Annotated in this window: 15 protein-coding genes; 5 read left to right on the top strand and 10 right to left on the bottom strand. The window is 68.4% G+C overall.

The window, feature by feature from the left end; all coding sequences use genetic code 11:
• Positions 1-83: 83 nt before the first annotated feature.
• Together HQK15_RS01555 and HQK15_RS01550 are read right to left on the bottom strand one after the other, a co-directional pair.
• Positions 84-470 carry a TA system antitoxin ParD family protein gene (locus HQK15_RS01555; RefSeq protein ID WP_173489675.1) on the bottom strand — a complete coding sequence of 129 codons (387 nt, stop codon included), beginning with the start codon at positions 468-470 and terminating at the stop codon, positions 84-86.
• A 111-nt stretch (positions 471-581) separates the two neighbouring features.
• On the bottom strand, positions 582-2,321 hold the full coding sequence (locus tag HQK15_RS01550; protein WP_173489674.1) for a PDDEXK family nuclease: 1,740 nt from the start codon (positions 2,319-2,321) through the stop codon (positions 582-584).
• Between the two features lie 626 nt (positions 2,322-2,947).
• Here HQK15_RS01550 and HQK15_RS01545 point away from each other — a divergent pair.
• Positions 2,948-4,384, top strand: a complete 1,437-nt coding sequence (locus tag HQK15_RS01545; RefSeq protein WP_173489673.1) for an MFS transporter — start codon at positions 2,948-2,950, stop codon at positions 4,382-4,384.
• 67 nt (positions 4,385-4,451) lie between these two features.
• On the opposite strand, the gene HQK15_RS01540 is transcribed toward HQK15_RS01545, so the two are convergent.
• The 7 genes from HQK15_RS01540 to HQK15_RS01510 form a co-directional block, all read right to left on the bottom strand.
• Positions 4,452-4,769: a metal-sensitive transcriptional regulator gene (locus HQK15_RS01540; protein WP_173489672.1), complete on the bottom strand. Its 318-nt coding sequence runs from the start codon at positions 4,767-4,769 to the stop codon at positions 4,452-4,454.
• A 49-nt stretch (positions 4,770-4,818) separates the two neighbouring features.
• Positions 4,819-5,649: a sensor histidine kinase gene (locus HQK15_RS01535; protein WP_173489671.1), complete on the bottom strand. Its 831-nt coding sequence runs from the start codon at positions 5,647-5,649 to the stop codon at positions 4,819-4,821.
• The gene (locus tag HQK15_RS01530; RefSeq protein ID WP_437340232.1) at positions 5,642-6,361 is read right to left on the bottom strand and encodes a response regulator transcription factor; all 720 of its coding nucleotides are present in this window, start codon (positions 6,359-6,361) and stop codon (positions 5,642-5,644) included. Before HQK15_RS01530 ends, HQK15_RS01535 begins: the two co-directional genes overlap by 8 nt.
• 39 nt (positions 6,362-6,400) lie before the next feature.
• Positions 6,401-8,239, bottom strand: coding sequence for an Ig-like domain-containing protein (locus HQK15_RS01525; RefSeq protein ID WP_173489669.1), 1,839 nt, complete (start codon positions 8,237-8,239; stop codon positions 6,401-6,403).
• 76 nt (positions 8,240-8,315) lie between these two features.
• On the bottom strand, positions 8,316-8,948 hold the full coding sequence (locus HQK15_RS01520) for a signal peptidase I (RefSeq protein WP_173489668.1): 633 nt from the start codon (positions 8,946-8,948) through the stop codon (positions 8,316-8,318).
• A 96-nt stretch (positions 8,949-9,044) separates the two neighbouring features.
• Positions 9,045-9,575: a TasA family protein gene (locus HQK15_RS01515; RefSeq protein ID WP_173489667.1), complete on the bottom strand. Its 531-nt coding sequence runs from the start codon at positions 9,573-9,575 to the stop codon at positions 9,045-9,047.
• Between the two features lie 193 nt (positions 9,576-9,768).
• Entirely contained in the window at positions 9,769-10,971 is a 1,203-nt protein-coding gene (locus HQK15_RS01510; RefSeq protein ID WP_173489666.1) for a GAF domain-containing sensor histidine kinase, read from the bottom strand.
• A 94-nt stretch (positions 10,972-11,065) separates the two neighbouring features.
• On the opposite strand from HQK15_RS01510, the gene HQK15_RS01505 reads away from it, so the two are divergent.
• The 4 genes from HQK15_RS01505 (at position 11,066) to HQK15_RS01490 (ending at position 14,532) form a co-directional block, all read left to right on the top strand.
• Positions 11,066-12,499, top strand: a complete 1,434-nt coding sequence (locus tag HQK15_RS01505; RefSeq protein ID WP_217361315.1) for an MFS transporter — start codon at positions 11,066-11,068, stop codon at positions 12,497-12,499.
• Between the two features lie 117 nt (positions 12,500-12,616).
• Complete coding sequence (locus HQK15_RS01500) at positions 12,617-12,802, top strand: hypothetical protein (RefSeq protein ID WP_173489402.1); 186 nt, start codon at positions 12,617-12,619, stop codon at positions 12,800-12,802.
• Positions 12,803-12,888: 86 nt separating this feature from the next.
• Positions 12,889-13,506, top strand: coding sequence for a DUF47 domain-containing protein (locus HQK15_RS01495; protein ID WP_173489665.1), 618 nt, complete (start codon positions 12,889-12,891; stop codon positions 13,504-13,506).
• Between the two features lie 3 nt (positions 13,507-13,509).
• A complete protein-coding gene (locus HQK15_RS01490) occupies positions 13,510-14,532 on the top strand; it encodes an inorganic phosphate transporter (RefSeq protein WP_173489664.1) in 1,023 nt (340 codons plus the stop codon).
• A gap of 108 nt (positions 14,533-14,640) precedes the next feature.
• On the opposite strand, the gene pstB is transcribed toward HQK15_RS01490, so the two are convergent.
• Complete coding sequence (gene pstB / locus HQK15_RS01485; RefSeq protein ID WP_173489663.1) at positions 14,641-15,420, bottom strand: phosphate ABC transporter ATP-binding protein PstB; 780 nt, start codon at positions 15,418-15,420, stop codon at positions 14,641-14,643.
• Between the last annotated feature and the right edge of the window lie 6 nt (positions 15,421-15,426).

Raw genomic sequence — 15,426 nt, 5'->3', positions numbered from 1 at the left:
CAGACAGTAGACCCGTCAGGGTGCACGCGGGGCGAGATAGACAGAACTAGCCGCTGCACCACGCCGCGGGAGCAGGGGTGACGTTAGCCCTCGTCCAGGAGGGTTTGCGTTCCATCCGGGTGGTACTCGATCAGCCTGCCCTCATCATCGAGTGCCACGGTCGTCAGTCCCGCCGACGCGAGGGCTGAACTGAAGTCGGACGTCACTACGCGCTCCTCGATTGTGGCAGCGATCTCGGCGTTGACGACGGCACGCTCATCGCCGGTCATCGCGTCTAGGGGAAGATGCCCGGCCAAGGCGGACTCGATCCTGTCTTTCGCCACAAAGGGGCTGCTCGAGAGCGCTCTGCCGACTCGGGCCCAGTGCTCGAGCTGCTGCTCCGCTGTCACTGATCGCTTCGCCCCCTCAGCTCTGGCGGAGTCGATCAGGGCAGTCGAGATTCGTAACGCAGGGTGCGGCTTGTTAGTCATAGGGCAACTCCTCCCACTTCAGACGACCATAAACGTCCGGCGGGGCTTCGTAGCCATACGGATAGGTCAGGGCTGATGGCATGGTCGAGGCACTGGAGGGTCGCTGCACGCTCACTCGACGGGCTCAATCGTCCGGCTGTATCGCACTTTGTGGCTGAGTGTTGTGACGGAGTGGACTACTTGGTCGCCCACCGTCACCGGGTCGGCGCTCTGGACGGGGTCCTCGAACTCCGCGACCATCCAACCGAGCTCCACCCGTTGTTCGCCGACGTCTACGTTCAGCGGAACGGTCACGGCGAAAGAACCCTCCGGCAACTCGGTGCCTGCGTCGAGAACGACTTGGAATGTCTGAGTGTCGTCGACGGTGACCTCCATGACGTCGCCCGCCAGGACGCCACCGGCGAAGTCCCACAGTTCGTGCTGCTTTTGGATGTCGTCATCGCTGGGCATACCAATTGGCGTCGAAACCAGGGCCTGGAATGTGTTGAGGAGTGCACAGATTCGGGCAGTGGACTGGAGCGCCTCCTGAAGTTCGGCGCGGTCGGGCGCATGCGGATCGGTCGGATCCAGCTCGGGAAGTTCTTGCGCTATCCCGTGGTGTGCGCCGGTGTTCCAGTTGCTGGCCCGAAGTGCGTTCGGCGCGCGGAAGAGCGCGAGAAACTCGTAGGCGGGCAGGACAGCCGACACCGGTTTGCCCGTCGTGTCGTGAAATCGGAATGAGACGGCAGCCTGATCATCGACCTGGTTGAACAACATGGTCAGCTCGAACACTCCTGCGCTCTCGGCCAAGACGGCGCGCTTTCCCAAGGCACCGGTGGTGTTCTGGATGCGCTTGACCTTCACCTCGCAAAGAGGGCCCCCAGTGGGGTCGAGGATCTCTAGCCGGAGGTCGATCACGGTGTCTGACTCTGTTATGGGCATGAGCCGAACCTGCGCGCCCTCGAGTCCGCCCCCCAAGCCGCCAGGCGCGTCAAGGTTGCCGGTGAAGGCGCCGGGTGGGCTGGTGAACCCTGCACCGTATTCATGAAACGCCCTAACTGCTTCGGCGAAGTCGCTGCCCGGCTCAACCGTGAAGGTTCCCGCACCCGTAATGGGGCGTTCGTGTGGCGAGTGCGCACACCTCGCACTGACGTCGACCGCATGCCATTGGTCGGCCGCAGGATTGACCCTGTACTCGCTGAACATGTACCGCTCTGGGGGCGGGACCGGCGGGCCGGAGGGCTCGCCATGCCCAAACCTCAGGCCATACCGGTAATGAGGGTCTCGCTCGAGCAGGCCGATGGCGCGCTGGACCTTCTGGACTACCTCAGCCGGGGTGACGTCTTCATGCGTCAAGCTGAGGTTGGACAGTTCCATAGCCTGAGAGAACGCCGTCAGGATCTGGTCTCTGCCGGCGCGCAGGTAGTAGTCGATGACGTCGTCATACTTCGCTGCCAGTTGCTCAAGGTGGTCGAGGCCGTGCCAGACGGAGTGAGTGTCGTAGTCCGCCATCAAGGTCTCGTGGAACCACTCATCGCCTTCTGGGCTTGGCGTCGTAGCGGTTATGAGCTGCCAAGACGTGACATTGAGGTGCGACCACCGACCCTCGTCGTGCAGGTTGCCCCACAGCGTCTCTAGCGAACTCTTGATCTTGGACTTGTGGTCAGAATCTAGCGGCCCAGTGAACCGCTTGACCTGGTAGACGATGTCTCCGCCGTCTGGCCCGGCACCGCGGTCAAGAATGTCGACTCCTCCATCGCCTTGCGACGGCGCGATGCGGACGGAGTTGGGATGCTCTCGATTCAGCATCATCGATACGACAGCTTCGATGTCATCACCTCCATAGCGACCCCACTCGATGCGACCCGGCATGATCCTCCTCGGCGCGGCCCGGCTCTTCGCCTAGCTCACTCCAACCCTAAAGCCCGAGGGATACCGCAGGGGCTCGCCACCGAGCCAACCGGCGGATCAAGGAAAGGCGGCCCGTTTGACGAGTCCGGCCCGAAAGGTTGCGCGCCCGCGTCGGGGCCCTCCCACGGTGGTGCCGAACAACCGCCGATCAGCGTCCTGCGTATCGATGCGGGCGGACTGATCAGCCGAACGGGCAGCGGGCGTCTCGGACGTTCCGGCGGCTGGCCGAACCCGTTCCGATGCTGGAAGTGAGTTGGCGTTCCTGCTAAGTGCGCAAACGCGTTCTCGACCGGCTGCGTCGCGAAGGCGACAGCATCGCGTTTCTGCAGGTTAGAACTATTGTCCCCATGTCCCAGAGGCCCGGGACGCACGCGGCTCGCGGCGTCCACCAGCGAGTATCGCAGAGGAGCGGGCGGGGCGTGGAATGCGCCTCGAGGCGAAGCGACAGACACCGCGCCGATCGGCCGGTGACTGGGATGGCCCGCGTGATCCGGGACCGCGAGGACATACCCCTAGGGGGTACTTGCATACGACTGCCGTCTCGTGCTTATATACCCCCCTAGGGTATATAACGAAAGGACTCCCTCATGTCTCGAACCTCAAGATCGGCGGCCCCGGACCGTCGATGGCTCGGGCTCGCGGTGATCGCCGCGGCCCAGTTCATGGTCATCATGGACACCTCGATCATCGGTGTCGCTCTGCCCGAGATGCAGGCAGATCTCGGCTTCAGCCCCGGCAGCCTGTCGTGGGTCTTCAACGCCTACGTGGTCGCCCTCGGTGGCCTCCTGCTGCTGGGCGGCAAGCTGTCCGACGTCTTCGGCGCCCGCCGCATCTTCACCGCCGGGTGGAGCGTGCTGCTGGTCGGGTCGGTCGTCGCCGCGGTGGCCACGTCGCCCGCCGTCGAGCTCGTCGGTCGCGCCGTCCAGGGGGCAGGGTCGGCTCTCATCGCGCCGTCGGCACTCACGTTGCTGTTCATGCTGTTCGGCTCGAGCCCCCGCGATCTCACCAAGGCGTTGTCGGTCTACGGCGCGGCGGCCCCGGCGGGCGGCACGGCCGGCGTCTTCCTCGGCGGCGTCATCACCGAGTACCTCTCGTGGCCGTGGGTCTTCTGGATCAACGTGCCGATCGCCCTCGTCGTCCTCGCCGTGACTCCGCGCCTGTTCCCGCAGACGGGAGCCGCCCAGGGGCGACGCATCGACCTGGTCGGCGCGTCGACGGTGACCGCCGGTCTCGGTCTCGCGGTCTACGCCGTCGTCAAGGCGCCGGAGGTCGGCTGGGGTGCCGGGCAGACGTGGGGCGCGCTCGCGGCCGCCGTCGTGCTGCTCGGCTCCTTCGTCGCTCTGCAGGCACGGGGACGCGACCCGCTCCTGCGCCTGGGTGTCTTCTCAGCCCCCAACCTGGCGGCCGCCAACCTGGCCCAGATGCTCCTGGGGGCCGCGTGGATCCCGATGTGGTTCTTCCTCAACCTCTACCTGCAGCAGGTCCTCGGCTACTCCGCCTTCCCGTCGGGCGCAGCGCTGCTCCCGATGACGGCGCTGATCATGATCGGCATGGTCGTCGTCGCGCCGCGGGTCATGGGTGCCATCGGCCCCGTACGGGCCACGGTCGTCGGGCTGGTGCTGCTGGCTGTCGGCATGGGCTGGCTGTCGATGGTGGACGCGGACGGATCCTTCGCCGTCGACGTGCTGCCGGCCTCGCTGGTCGCGGCGCTGGGCATGTCGCTCGCGTTCATCCCGACCCTCGGCACGGCGATCTCGGCCGCCCGGCCGGAGGAGGGCGGCCTCGCCAGCGGCATCGTCAACACGAGCTATCAGGTCGGGTCCGCGCTGGGGCTCGCGGTGATGACGGCCGTCGCGGCTGCCAACGGTGCGGACCTCGTCGGTGACGCCGCCGCCCTGACCGAGGGCTACTCCGCCGCCTTCGTGGGGGCTGCAGTAGTCGCACTGGTGGGTGCCGTCGTCGCCGGCGTGCTCCTCAAGAGCCCGATCGCAGCACCTGCCGACGACTCGGTCCACGCGGTCTGAGTCAGGGGCGAGGCACAGGCGAGGGCGATCCCGGCGTGAGCCGGGACCGCCCTTCTGTGTGCTGGTGTCAGGCGCGGGCGAGGCGCCGGATCGCGTCCGACGCCTCCTTCAGCTTCGCCTCGGCGTCGGGGCCGCCCTCGCGAGCGGCGTCGACGACGCAGTGCGCGATGTGGTCGTCGAGCAGGGCCAGGGCCACCTTCTGCAGCGCGTTGTTGGTCGCCGAGACCTGGGTCAGGATGTCGATGCAGTACTGCTCCTCGTCGACCATGCGCTGGATGCCGCGCACCTGCCCCTCGACGCGACGCAGCCGCTTGAGCAGCGCATCCTTGTCGTCGATGTAGCCGTGGGTGTGGTGATCGTGCTCGACCGAGGCGTCGGTGGTCATGGGCTTCTCCTGCCGTCGCTCCCAGTATACCTAGTGGGGGTATGAGCCGTCAGGTCGTGACGTTCTCGGGCGCGCTGGGAAGGATCAGCGCGAGGCGCGTCGTCGGCGCCGCCGCGACGGCCAGGTATCCGCCGAGCGCCTCGGCGACTGCGCCGGCCTCGTCGAGGGTCAGGCCGTCCGTCCCGCCCTTGCCGGTCGGGCGGCCGTGGATGACGCCCGGGGCGAACCGCGGCGGCGACTGGTCGCCGACCCGCACGCGGACGGTCCGGCCGAGGCGGGCGACGTCGATCGAGACGGTGCCCTGCCCGCCGCCGGCGAACTGGTCGAGGACCGTCGACACGATCCGGTTCACGCTGCCGGCGTCGAGCCGGACGTACGACGGAGTGCCGGCATCGACGACGACCTCGCGCGACGCGTCCAGGCGTGGGCGCCACCCGTCGACCACGCCGGCGGTCAGGGCGGCGACGTCGACGAGACCGACCCCGTCCTGCTGATCCTGGCGGTGCGAGGCCAGCATCCGCGTGACGGCGTCGGAGAGACGGTCGAGCTCGCTGATCGCGCGGTGCAGCTCGTCGGAGACCTCGCCCGGGGTCTCCTTCCACAGCGTGAGGTCCTCGAGCGAGAGGCGGAGCGCCGTGATGGGGGTGCGCAGCTCGTGCGACGCGGCGACGGCCACGGCCTGGTCACGCCGCACGAGGGCCCGGAACGTGCGGGAGAGCCGGGAGCCCGTCGCGAGGCCGACAGCTCCGGCCGCGACGGCCAGGATCACGGCGATCGCGACCAGCGCCACGAGGGAGTCGGACGCCTGCGCCACGACCCACGTGCCGACGACGGCGGCGACGGTCACCAGGACGAACGTCGCCGCGAGCCGCCTAGGCATCGGGTGGATCGATCTCGAGACGGAACCCCACGCCGCGGACGGTCTCGACCCGTGACCTCGCACCGCTGTCCTCGATCTTCTGCCGCAGCCGTCCGATCGTCGCGTCGAGGGTCTTGGTGGAGCCGAACCAGTTCTCGTCCCAGACCTCGTCCATGAGTCGCTCACGGGTGATCGCGGCGCCGGGCTCAGACCCGAGCAGCGCGATGACGTCGAACTCCTTGGCCGTCAGGGCGAGCTCGTGGTCGCCGACCCAGACGCGACGGGCCGGGGCGTCGATGCGCACGACGTCGGCCCGCGCGGGGACGGCATCGACCGGCGCGGCGGCGGGTGCAGCCGCCGGGGCGACGGTCGACCGGCGCAGCAGGGCACGGACGCGGGCCAGCATCTCGGCGAGCGGGAAGGGCTTGGCGATGTAGTCGTCGGCTCCGACGTCGAGCCCGACCACCCGGTCGAGCTCGCCACCGCGCGCCGTGAGGATCATGATCCCGCCGGCGAACTGCGCGGCGCGCAGGCGCCGGCAGACCTCGAGCCCGTCGATGTCGGGCAGGCCGAGGTCGAGCAGCACCAGGTCGATGCCCCCGGCCTCGACCCGCTCGATGGCGGGCAGACCTGCCGCGACGCGCTCGACGGCGTAGTCCTCGCGCTCGAGGGTGCGGATCAGGGGTGCGGCGATCTGGTCGTCGTCCTCGACGAGAAGCAGGTGGTGGGGCACCTCATGAATCATATGGTGACAGCACTCCCCGGACCCGGATCAGAAGTCCCGGTCGGCCGTGCCGGTCTCGGTGGCCGGTGCCGTCGAGCACTTGTTGCCTGACAGGTCGGTTGCAGAGGCCGAGGGCGTCCACTTCATGGTTCCGGCGGAGCTGACGGTCTTGAGGCCGCTGCCCGACGCGAGCGCCCCGAGCTGGATCGTGACCACCGTGCGGGTGACGCCGGCGACCGTGGTGGTCGAGGCGGTCATCGTCGCTGCGAACGTCGCCGTCTTGTTGGTCTTGACGAAGTCCTTGTTGAGGACGACCGCGCCCAGGTTGACCGCGGTGCTGCCCTTGAGGACGTCGACGGTGTCACCGGAGCTGCCGAGCCCGAGCGAGTTGCCGTCGCGGAGGCGGAACGAGACGGCGGTCGCGCTGCCGTCCCAGCCCGCCAGCACCGTGCCGGCACTCAGCTGCTCGCTGTAGGTGAGGGTGAGCTTGTCGCCGTTGTCGACCTTGCCGGCCGTGCCACCGCCGTTGGAGGTCTGGACGTCGACGCCGCGCACCACGCTGTTGTCGACGAGCCGTCCCGAGACGACCGCGGATGCCGTGGTCTTGCCGGCGCCGTCGAGGAGCAGGGCCCGCAGGTCGTAGCTGCCGTCGGCGACCGTCTTGGTGTCCCACGAGCAGGAGTAGGGCGACGAGGTGTCGGTGCAGAGGTCGGTCCACGTGCTCGTGCCGGCGGGGGAGCGTTGGATGCGCACCGAGGTGATCCCGGACGGCGCGTTGGCCGTGGCGGCGACGGTGACCGTGCCGGTGAGGTACGTGCCCGGGTCCTCGACCGAGACGGACGACGCGGAGTTGTCGACGACGCGGTTGGTCACGGTCGTGGACGTCGTGCTGGTGCCGGCGACGTCGGTGGCGACGGCGCGGAACGTGTAGGTGCCGTTGGCCAGCGTCGTGGTGTCGAAGCGGCAGCTGTACGGCGCGTCGGTCACGGTGCAGAGAGTCTTGAACGTCGTGGAGCCGCTCGTGGCGTACTGCAGGACGACCTGGGCGACACCGGAGTCGGCGTCGCTCGCCGTCGCGGCGAACGTCCGCGTGCCGTTGAGCGGGGTGCCCGGATCGGTCATGGTCACGGTCGGTGCGGTGTTGTCGACGAGCACGTCGGTCTTGACGGCCGAGTAGTAGGTGCCGCCGAGGAGCACGGTCGCGACGGATCGCAGGTCGTAGTAGCCGCTCGCGAGCCCCGTCGTGCTCCAGGTGCAGCTGGAGGAGAGGACGTTGGTGCAGGCGGTCTTCCAGTTGCCCGAGCCGGCGACGGCGTACTGGACGGAGGAGCCGGAGATCGTGAGCCCGGCGTTGTAGATCGTGGTGGTGAGGGTGACGTTGCCCTTGACGACGTCTCCCGGATCGGTGAGGACGACCGTGAACTTGTTGGCGACGATCGTCCGCGTCGTGTCCGAGGTGGTCGAGTAGCCGGCACGATCCGTGGCGACGGCGCGCAGGTCGTACGCGCCGTCGGCCACGGCCGTGGTGTCCCACGAGCACGTGAAAGGTGTCGTGGTGTCGGTGCACACCGTCGTCCAGCCCGCTCCCTCCGCGGCCTGGTGCTGGATGGCAACGCTCTGCACACCGGACTCGCCGTCTGTGGCGGTCGCGGTGAGTGTCTGGGTGCCCCGCACCGAGGTGCCGGGGCTCTGCATCGTCACGGTCGGCGGCGTCCAGTCGGACGCTGCGCTGACCGTGCCGGTGTTGGCGCTCATCGAGGTGAACGACGCCGAGGAGAAGCCCGTCAGCGAGAACGCCGTGACGGCCAGCAGCGTGACCAGGGCGAGGGCGCGCGGCACGCGGGTGCTGCGAGCTGCTTCCTGGCGGTGGCGGGGCTGCTGGTTCATGAGGACAACGCTACGAAGAAGCGATCGACACGATCTCCACGAGACATCGACAAGAGATCCACAGCTGTCGACCGGTTCATCGGGCCCCGACGAGGGTGGGCTCGGGAAGCACGGTGCTGCTGGGCGTCGACGTCGGGCTCGGTGCCTGGGGCTCGTCGTCGCGCCGGTTCGGTCGCAGGGCCCGACCGAGCTCGACCACGCTGAGCAGCGCGATCAGTCCGGCGGGCACACCGATGACGAGCATCCGGATCTCGCGGTCGGCCAGGCCGACGAAGATCCAGCCGGCATACGGGACGGTGTGGTGGACGACGGGCTGGTCGCCGCTGACGAGCTGGAACTTCCACGGGTCGCGGTCGGGGTTGGCGTCGCCCTGGGTCTGGAACTGGGTGGCGCCGGTGGGGAGCAGCTTCATCGACACGATGCGGTGGGTGACGAGCGTCGTCACGCCGCTGTCGGCGGGGGGCTGGTAGGTGATGACGTCGCCGACCGACAGGTCCTCGACCGGGACGGGCTTCTCGAACGCGATCGAGCCCTTCTCGAACGTCCCGGACATCGAGCCGCCGGTGATGACGTAGCGCTCGTAGCCGAACAGGCTCGGCGCGAGGTAGGCGACGCCGGCGAGCGTGGCGATCAGCAGGAGTCCGTTGACCACGGCAGCTCCCAGACGCCCCGAGATTCGGCGGCTGGGTCGCAGATGACTGGCGCTCATGGTTGCTCCTGACGTGGTGGTGGGGGAAGTGCGTGGAGATGGCAGAGGGCCGAGGGGCGCCCACCCCCTGGATGGGGGCGCCCCTCGGCCTCGGTGCTACTGGTTGGTGGTGGTGGCGGCCTGCTGGACCGAGTCCCACTGGTAGGCGGCCGTGGCCGTCTTGCCCTGCTGGCTGTTGGGGGCCTCGTCCGCGAGGTGGACGCTGAAGGTGAAGTTGTTGGCGACGCCGGGCGCGACCGAGCCGAGGGCGGTCTTCGCTCCGTCGACGAGGCCACCGAAGGTGCCGCTGTAGACCGAGGCGCCGGTCGTGTTGTTGGTGATCGTCAGCGTCAGGTAGTTGTCCGAGAAGCCGTTGGTCGAGCTGGTCTCGGTGAGGCTGAAGTCGGCGGCGAGCGAGCCGGTGTTGGTGATGGTCAGCGCGCCGTTGACGGTGTCGCCGGGCTTGATGTCGGTGAGGCTGAGGATCGCCTTGTCGCTCTTGGAGTTCGTGTGGTTCAGCGTGCCGGAGGTGACCGAGCTGATCGTGTTCGCGGTGGTCGAGGTGAAGGTGGCACCCGATCCGATCGCGATGGCGCCGGCGCCGAGGAGAGTGGCGAGGGGGAGAAGGATCTTCTTCTTGGCGTTCATGGTGGTGGTGCTCCTGTGCGGTGAGGGTGTCTGTGAGGTGATGTCTACGACGCTACGGAGGTCGGATCCACGGACGTTCCACACCAGTTCCCCGCGATTGCCACATTTCGGAACGGTTTGTTTGAAGGCGTGTTTTTCCCTGCGCTCACACCGAGGTGCGAGCGTTCAGTGATGGTTTTCCTGACCCGGAGGGTCAGTCAGGCAGCTCGAACCACACAGCGGCGCCACCGCTGGGGGAGCTGTCGGCGCCGACCGAGCCACCGTGCGCCTCGATGAGCCTGCGGGTCGTCGCCAGGCCGATGCCATGGCCGCCGACGGTCGACTCCTCGCGCTCGAACAGGCTGAACACGGCTTGCCGCCGGTCGGCCGGGATGCCGACCCCGTTGTCGCTCACGGTGACGCGCCACCGGTCCGGACCGCGTGTCGCGGAGACCTCGATCTCGGGCGGGACGTCGGGCCGGACGAACTTCAACGCGTTGGTGAGCAGGTTGAGCACAACGGAGTAGAGCATGTCGGCGTCCGCCGTGACGGTCGGGAGGTCGAGCACCCGGACGGTGGCGCCCTTCTGGGTGACGAGGGGCGCCAGGTCGGCCAGCACGAGGCTCACGACGTGCTCGACGGCAGTGTCGGCGAGCTGGAGCTGCCCGCCCTGCAGGGCGTAGTCGAGCATCTCCTCGATCATGCGGTTCATCCGCTGGCCGGCACTGTTGACGGCCGAGACCATCGACAGCAGGTCGGTGTCGGTCTCGACGACAGGCTCGGTCGCCAGCAGCTCGGCTGTCGCGAGGATCGCGGTCAGCGGGCTGCGCAGGTCGTGGCTGACCTGCCCGGCGAAGAGCGTGAGGTGCCGGTTGGACCGGCGCAGCTCGTCGCGCAGCATGGCAAGCTCGGCGAGCGACCTCTCGAGCTCGCGGGTGCGCAGGCGCAGCTCGAGGACGTCCATGACCTGGGCCGCGAGCGTCATGAGGCCCTGCTCCTGCTCGGGTGTCAGGGTGCGGGCGACGTCGTCGAAGACGCAGAGGCGGCCGAGCGTCGTGCCGTCGGGGGTCATGAGCGGGGCGGACGCGTAGAAGCGCACGCTGCCGATGTCTCCGGTGACGAACGCGTTGGAGGAGAACCGGGGGTCGAGGCTGGCATCGGGCACCACGACCGGTGCTCGTTCGGTCATGACCAGGGCACACATGGAGTCGTCGCGCGAGCAGACCGACGGGTCGAAGCCAGCGGTCGCGATCTGGTGCTGCTGGTCGCGGGTGATGATGTTGATCGCCGCGGTGGGGACGGCGCAGACCTGGGCGACGAGGTCGACCAGACCTTGCAGGTCGCGGCCCGCGGGCTCGCTCAGCACGGCGTACTGCTCGAGCGCCTCGTCGCGGTCGATCGCACTGTGTGTCGTCATCGACGCCCCCTGTGTCGTCCGTCTGCACCTATGACCTTGCCACATCCGCCGGCATCGGCGCGCGCAGTCATGGCCCCCGCTCTAGCGTGGGGGAGTGACCGACGTGCAGACCCCTGACCTGACGGCGGACGAGCGCTCCCGGCGGTGGCACGCGCTCGCGGTCTGCCTCGTGGCCGGCGCGATGACGCTGCTCGACGTGAGCATCGTGAACGTGGCGCTGCCCTCGATCCGCGAGGGCCTCGACGCCGGCAACAGCACGATCCAGTGGGTCGTCGCGGGCTATGCGCTCGCCTTCGGCATCGTGCTCGTGCCGGCGGGCCGCCTCGGCGACGCTCGCAGCCGTCGCACGGTCTTCATCTGGGGCGTCGGCCTCTTCACGCTGTCGAGCGCACTCTGCGGGGCGGCGCAGACCCCGCTGATGCTCGCGGCCGCCCGGGTGCTGCAGGGCATCGGCGGTGGCCTCATCACGCCCCAGGTCTCGGGCTTCATCCAGAACCTGTTCAAGGGGCCCGAGCGGGGCCGGGCGTTCGGGCTGTTCGGCACCACCATCGGGGTCTCGACCGCCATCGGGCCGCTGCTGGGCGGCCTGCTCGTCCACGTCGGTGGCGCCGAGTCGGGATGGCGGCTCGTCTTCTACGTCAACGTGCCGATCGGCATCGCGCTGATGTTCCTCGCCGCTCGCTACCTGCCCAGGGCGGAGCACGGGCCGAAGCAGTCGCTCGACCCCGTCGGCGTCGTGCTGTTCGGCGCGGCGATGCTGTTCGTCCTGCTGCCCCTGGTGCAGGGCGGTCAGGACTCGTCGCTGTCGCAGCGGCCCTGGTGGCTCATGGGCATCTCGGTCGTGCTGCTCGCGGTGTTCGTCGCGTGGGAGCGCCGGTGGGCGGCCCGCGGCAGCGAGACCCTGCTCGACCTGTCGCTCGTGAAGGTCAGGTCGTTCATGCTCGGGCTCGGCGTCGGCACGGCCTACTTCGCCGGGTTCACCTCGATCTTCATCATCCTGACCCTCTACCTGCAGCAGGGGCTGGGCTACTCCGCGCTCGAGGCGGGCTTCTCGCAGCTGCCCTTCGCGATCGGGTCCGCCACCTCGGCGTGGATCGGCGGCCGGCTCGTCGAGCGCTTCGGTCGGGCCCTGGTGGTCACGGGCCTGGTGATGATCACCACAGCGCTCGTTGCGGTCGACCTCGTCGTCCCGCACCTCGACGGACAGGTCGGCCTCAGGCTCGCGCCGCTGCTGCTGCTCGCCGGCCTCGGCGGCGGGCTCGTGATCTCGCCCAACATCACCCTGTCGCTCGACGAGGTCGACCCGGCGCGCGCGGGGGCGGGCGGCGGACTTCTCCAGACGGCACAGCGGGTGGGCTCCGCGATCGGGGTCGCGATCGTCCTCGCCCTGTTCTTCGAACGCGTCAGGTCGACCGACGGCGACTACGCCGACGCGCTGTCATACAGCCTGCACGTGACGATCGCCTTCGTCGCGTTCGCGCTCGTGATGGCCCTCGCCGACGGGGTGCGGCGGGCCCGCAGCGACTGACCCCGAGTCGACCGATATGGCTGCGCCGTGCGGACCGACCAGATAGCCTCGGCGTCAGGGAGAACGATCCTGGGGGACCGGGTCCTCGACACCGGCCCAGACAGGACGACGACACACATGCTGAACCTGAAGGACGCTGGAGCCCCCCGTATGCCGGAGCCGTTGGACAGTCGCCTGCGCGACGACGAGGCGCTCGACGAGATCGAGCTCACCAGTCGTCTGATCATCGCGGCCTCCGCCAAGGACGGCCACCTGTCGCAGCGCGAGGTCGACGAGATCCTGGGCATAGCGAACGCCAGTTGACCTGTGGGTGACACCCGCGATTGACATGCGTGAACAGCCTGCCTCTAGCATGGGCTTGCCCTACTCAGCATTGACAGGAGCTAGTCGTGCGTTTTCGCATCCGACCAGTTGAGACATCCTTCTACGAACTGTTCACCGAGATGGCGAACCACCTCGTCGAAGGGGCCAATCTGCTGGCGCAGATGCTCGATTCCAGCACCGACAAGAAGGCCCTCGGTGAGCAGATGAGAGAAGCCGAGCACCAGGCCGACGAGACGACCCACGCGATCGTCAAGCGGGCCAACTCCACGTTCATCACCCCGTTCGACCGCGAGGACATCTACCGCCTCGCGAGCAGCCTCGACGACGTCATGGACTTCATGGAGGAGACCGTCGACCTCGTCGGGCTCTACGAGCTCGGCGACCTGCCGGCCGACTTCGCCCCGCAGGTCGAGGTGCTGCAGCGCGCGACCCAGCTGACCGCCGAGGCCATGCCCCGCCTGCGCACCATGAAGGACCTCGACGAGTACTGGATCGAGATCAACCGCCTCGAGAACCAGGGCGACCGCTCCTACCGCCGCATCGTCGCGCACCTGTTCAGCGGCGCCTACAAGTCGCTCGAGGTCATGAAGCTCAAGGACGTCGTCGACTCGCTCGAGCACGCCATCGACGCCCTCGAGTCCGTTGCGAACACGGTGGAGCAGATCGCCGTCAAGGAGTCCTGAGTAGTGGACCTCGTCCTCGCTCTGGTGATCGCCACGGTCGCCATCGCCCTGTTCTTCGACTACACCAACGGCTTCCACGACGCCGCCAACGCGATCGCGACCTCGGTCTCGACGCGGGCGCTCACGCCGCGGATCGCCCTGACGATGGCCGCGATCCTCAACTTCGTCGGTGCCCTGCTGGGCGTCGGCGTGGCCAAGACGATCAAGGAGATCCTCGTCGGCTTCGACGACATGACCTCCCAGCACGCCCTGACCGTCGTCATGAGCGCGCTCGTCGGCGCCATCACCTGGAACCTCATCACGTGGTACTTCGGCATCCCGTCGTCGTCGTCGCACGCCCTGATCGGCGGCCTCATCGGGGTCGGCCTGGCGGCGGGCGTGACGGTCGACTGGGACAAGGTCGTCGACAAGGTCGTCATCCCGATGGTCATGAGCCCGGCGCTGGGCTTCGGCGGGGCTTTCCTGGTCATGCTGTCGATCATGTGGCTGTTCCGCCGCGCCAATCCGCACACCGTCAACCGGGGCTTCCGGCTCTCGCAGACGGTGTCGGCGGCGGCCCTGTCGCTCGGCCACGGTCTGCAGGACGCGCAGAAGACGATGGGCGTCATCGTGCTGGCCCTCGTCGCCGGCGGCTACGGTCCGTCCGCCGGTGAGCGCGAGATCCCCTACTGGGTCGTCTTCGCGGCCGCGGGTGCGATCTCGCTCGGCACGTTGTCGGGCGGCATGCGGATCATGCGGACGATGGGCCGGCGCATCATCGCGCTCGACCCGCCGCGCGGGTTCGCGGCCGAGTCCACCGCCGCCGTCGTGCTGTACGGCATGGCGATCGGCCTGCACGCCCCGGTCTCGACGACCCACACCATGACGTCCGCGGTCATGGGTGCCGGGGCGACGAAGCGGTTCAGTGCCGTGCGCTGGGGCGTCGCTCGCGGCATCATCACGGCGTGGATCGTCACGATCCCCGCCGCCGCCGCGGTCGGCGCCGTGACGTACCTGATCCTGCGCGTGCTCATCCCCGGCAACTGACCCCCCCGGCTGTCTCCCAGGTTCTCCTGGGAAACGAACACCTCACCTCGGTCGTGACCGAGGTGAGGTGGTGGTTTGCGGGGTTCTCCTAGGCATCAGGAGGAGGGGTTATCCGAACCGGCCCTGGATGTAGGCCTCGGTGGCGGGGTCGGTGGGGTTGGAGAAGATCGTCTCGGTGCGGCCCACCTCGATGAGGCGGCCGGGCTTGCCGACACCCGACAGGTTGAAGAACGCGGTCTCGTCGGAGACGCGCGCCGCCTGCTGCATGTTGTGGGTGACGATGACGATCGTGTACTGGCTCTTCAGCTCGTGGATCAGGTCCTCGATGACGCTGGTCGAGATCGGGTCGAGCGCCGAGCAGGGCTCGTCCATCAGCAGGATCTCGGGCTCGACCGAGATGGCCCGCGCGATGCACAGGCGCTGCTGCTGACCACCGGACAGGCCCGAGCCGGGACGGTCGAGGCGGTCCTTGACCTCGGCCCAGAGGCCGGCGCTGCGCAGCGACCGCTCCACGATGTCGTCGGACTCGGACTTCTTCATGCGCTTGCTGTTGAGCTTCTGGCCCGCGAGGACGTTGTCGTAGATGGACATCGTCGGGAACGGGTTGGGGCGCTGGAAGACCATGCCGATCATGCGGCGGACGTTCACCGGGTCCATGTCGGCGCCGTAGAGGTCCTGGCCGTCGATGAGGACCTTGCCCTCGACGCGCGCGCCGCGGATGACCTCGTGCATGCGGTTGAGCGACCGCAGGAAGGTCGACTTGCCGCAGCCCGAGGGGCCGATGAACGCGGTGACGGACTTCGCCGCGATGGGGATGGTGACGTCCTCGACGGCGAGGAAGTCGCCGTAGTAGATGTTCAGGTCCGAGACGTCGATGCTCTTGGCCATGGTGGA

The sequence above is a fragment of the Aeromicrobium stalagmiti genome, assembly GCF_013283745.1.
Classification (GTDB): Bacteria; Actinomycetota; Actinomycetes; order Propionibacteriales; family Nocardioidaceae; genus Aeromicrobium; species Aeromicrobium stalagmiti.
This window is presented reverse-complemented; position numbering and strand designations above follow the sequence as displayed.

Coding starts and splice junctions, on each gene's coding strand:
- HQK15_RS01555 (WP_173489675.1), bottom strand. CDS start 470: ATGACTAACAAGCCGCACCCTGCGTTACGAATCTCGACTGCCCTGATC.
- HQK15_RS01550 (WP_173489674.1), bottom strand. CDS start 2,321: ATGCCGGGTCGCATCGAGTGGGGTCGCTATGGAGGTGATGACATCGAA.
- HQK15_RS01545 (WP_173489673.1), top strand. CDS start 2,948: ATGTCTCGAACCTCAAGATCGGCGGCCCCGGACCGTCGATGGCTCGGG.
- HQK15_RS01540 (WP_173489672.1), bottom strand. CDS start 4,769: ATGACCACCGACGCCTCGGTCGAGCACGATCACCACACCCACGGCTAC.
- HQK15_RS01535 (WP_173489671.1), bottom strand. CDS start 5,649: ATGCCTAGGCGGCTCGCGGCGACGTTCGTCCTGGTGACCGTCGCCGCC.
- HQK15_RS01525 (WP_173489669.1), bottom strand. CDS start 8,239: ATGAACCAGCAGCCCCGCCACCGCCAGGAAGCAGCTCGCAGCACCCGC.
- HQK15_RS01520 (WP_173489668.1), bottom strand. CDS start 8,948: ATGAGCGCCAGTCATCTGCGACCCAGCCGCCGAATCTCGGGGCGTCTG.
- HQK15_RS01515 (WP_173489667.1), bottom strand. CDS start 9,575: ATGAACGCCAAGAAGAAGATCCTTCTCCCCCTCGCCACTCTCCTCGGC.
- HQK15_RS01510 (WP_173489666.1), bottom strand. CDS start 10,971: ATGACGACACACAGTGCGATCGACCGCGACGAGGCGCTCGAGCAGTAC.
- HQK15_RS01500 (WP_173489402.1), top strand. CDS start 12,617: ATGCTGAACCTGAAGGACGCTGGAGCCCCCCGTATGCCGGAGCCGTTG.
- pstB (WP_173489663.1), bottom strand. CDS start 15,420: ATGGCCAAGAGCATCGACGTCTCGGACCTGAACATCTACTACGGCGAC.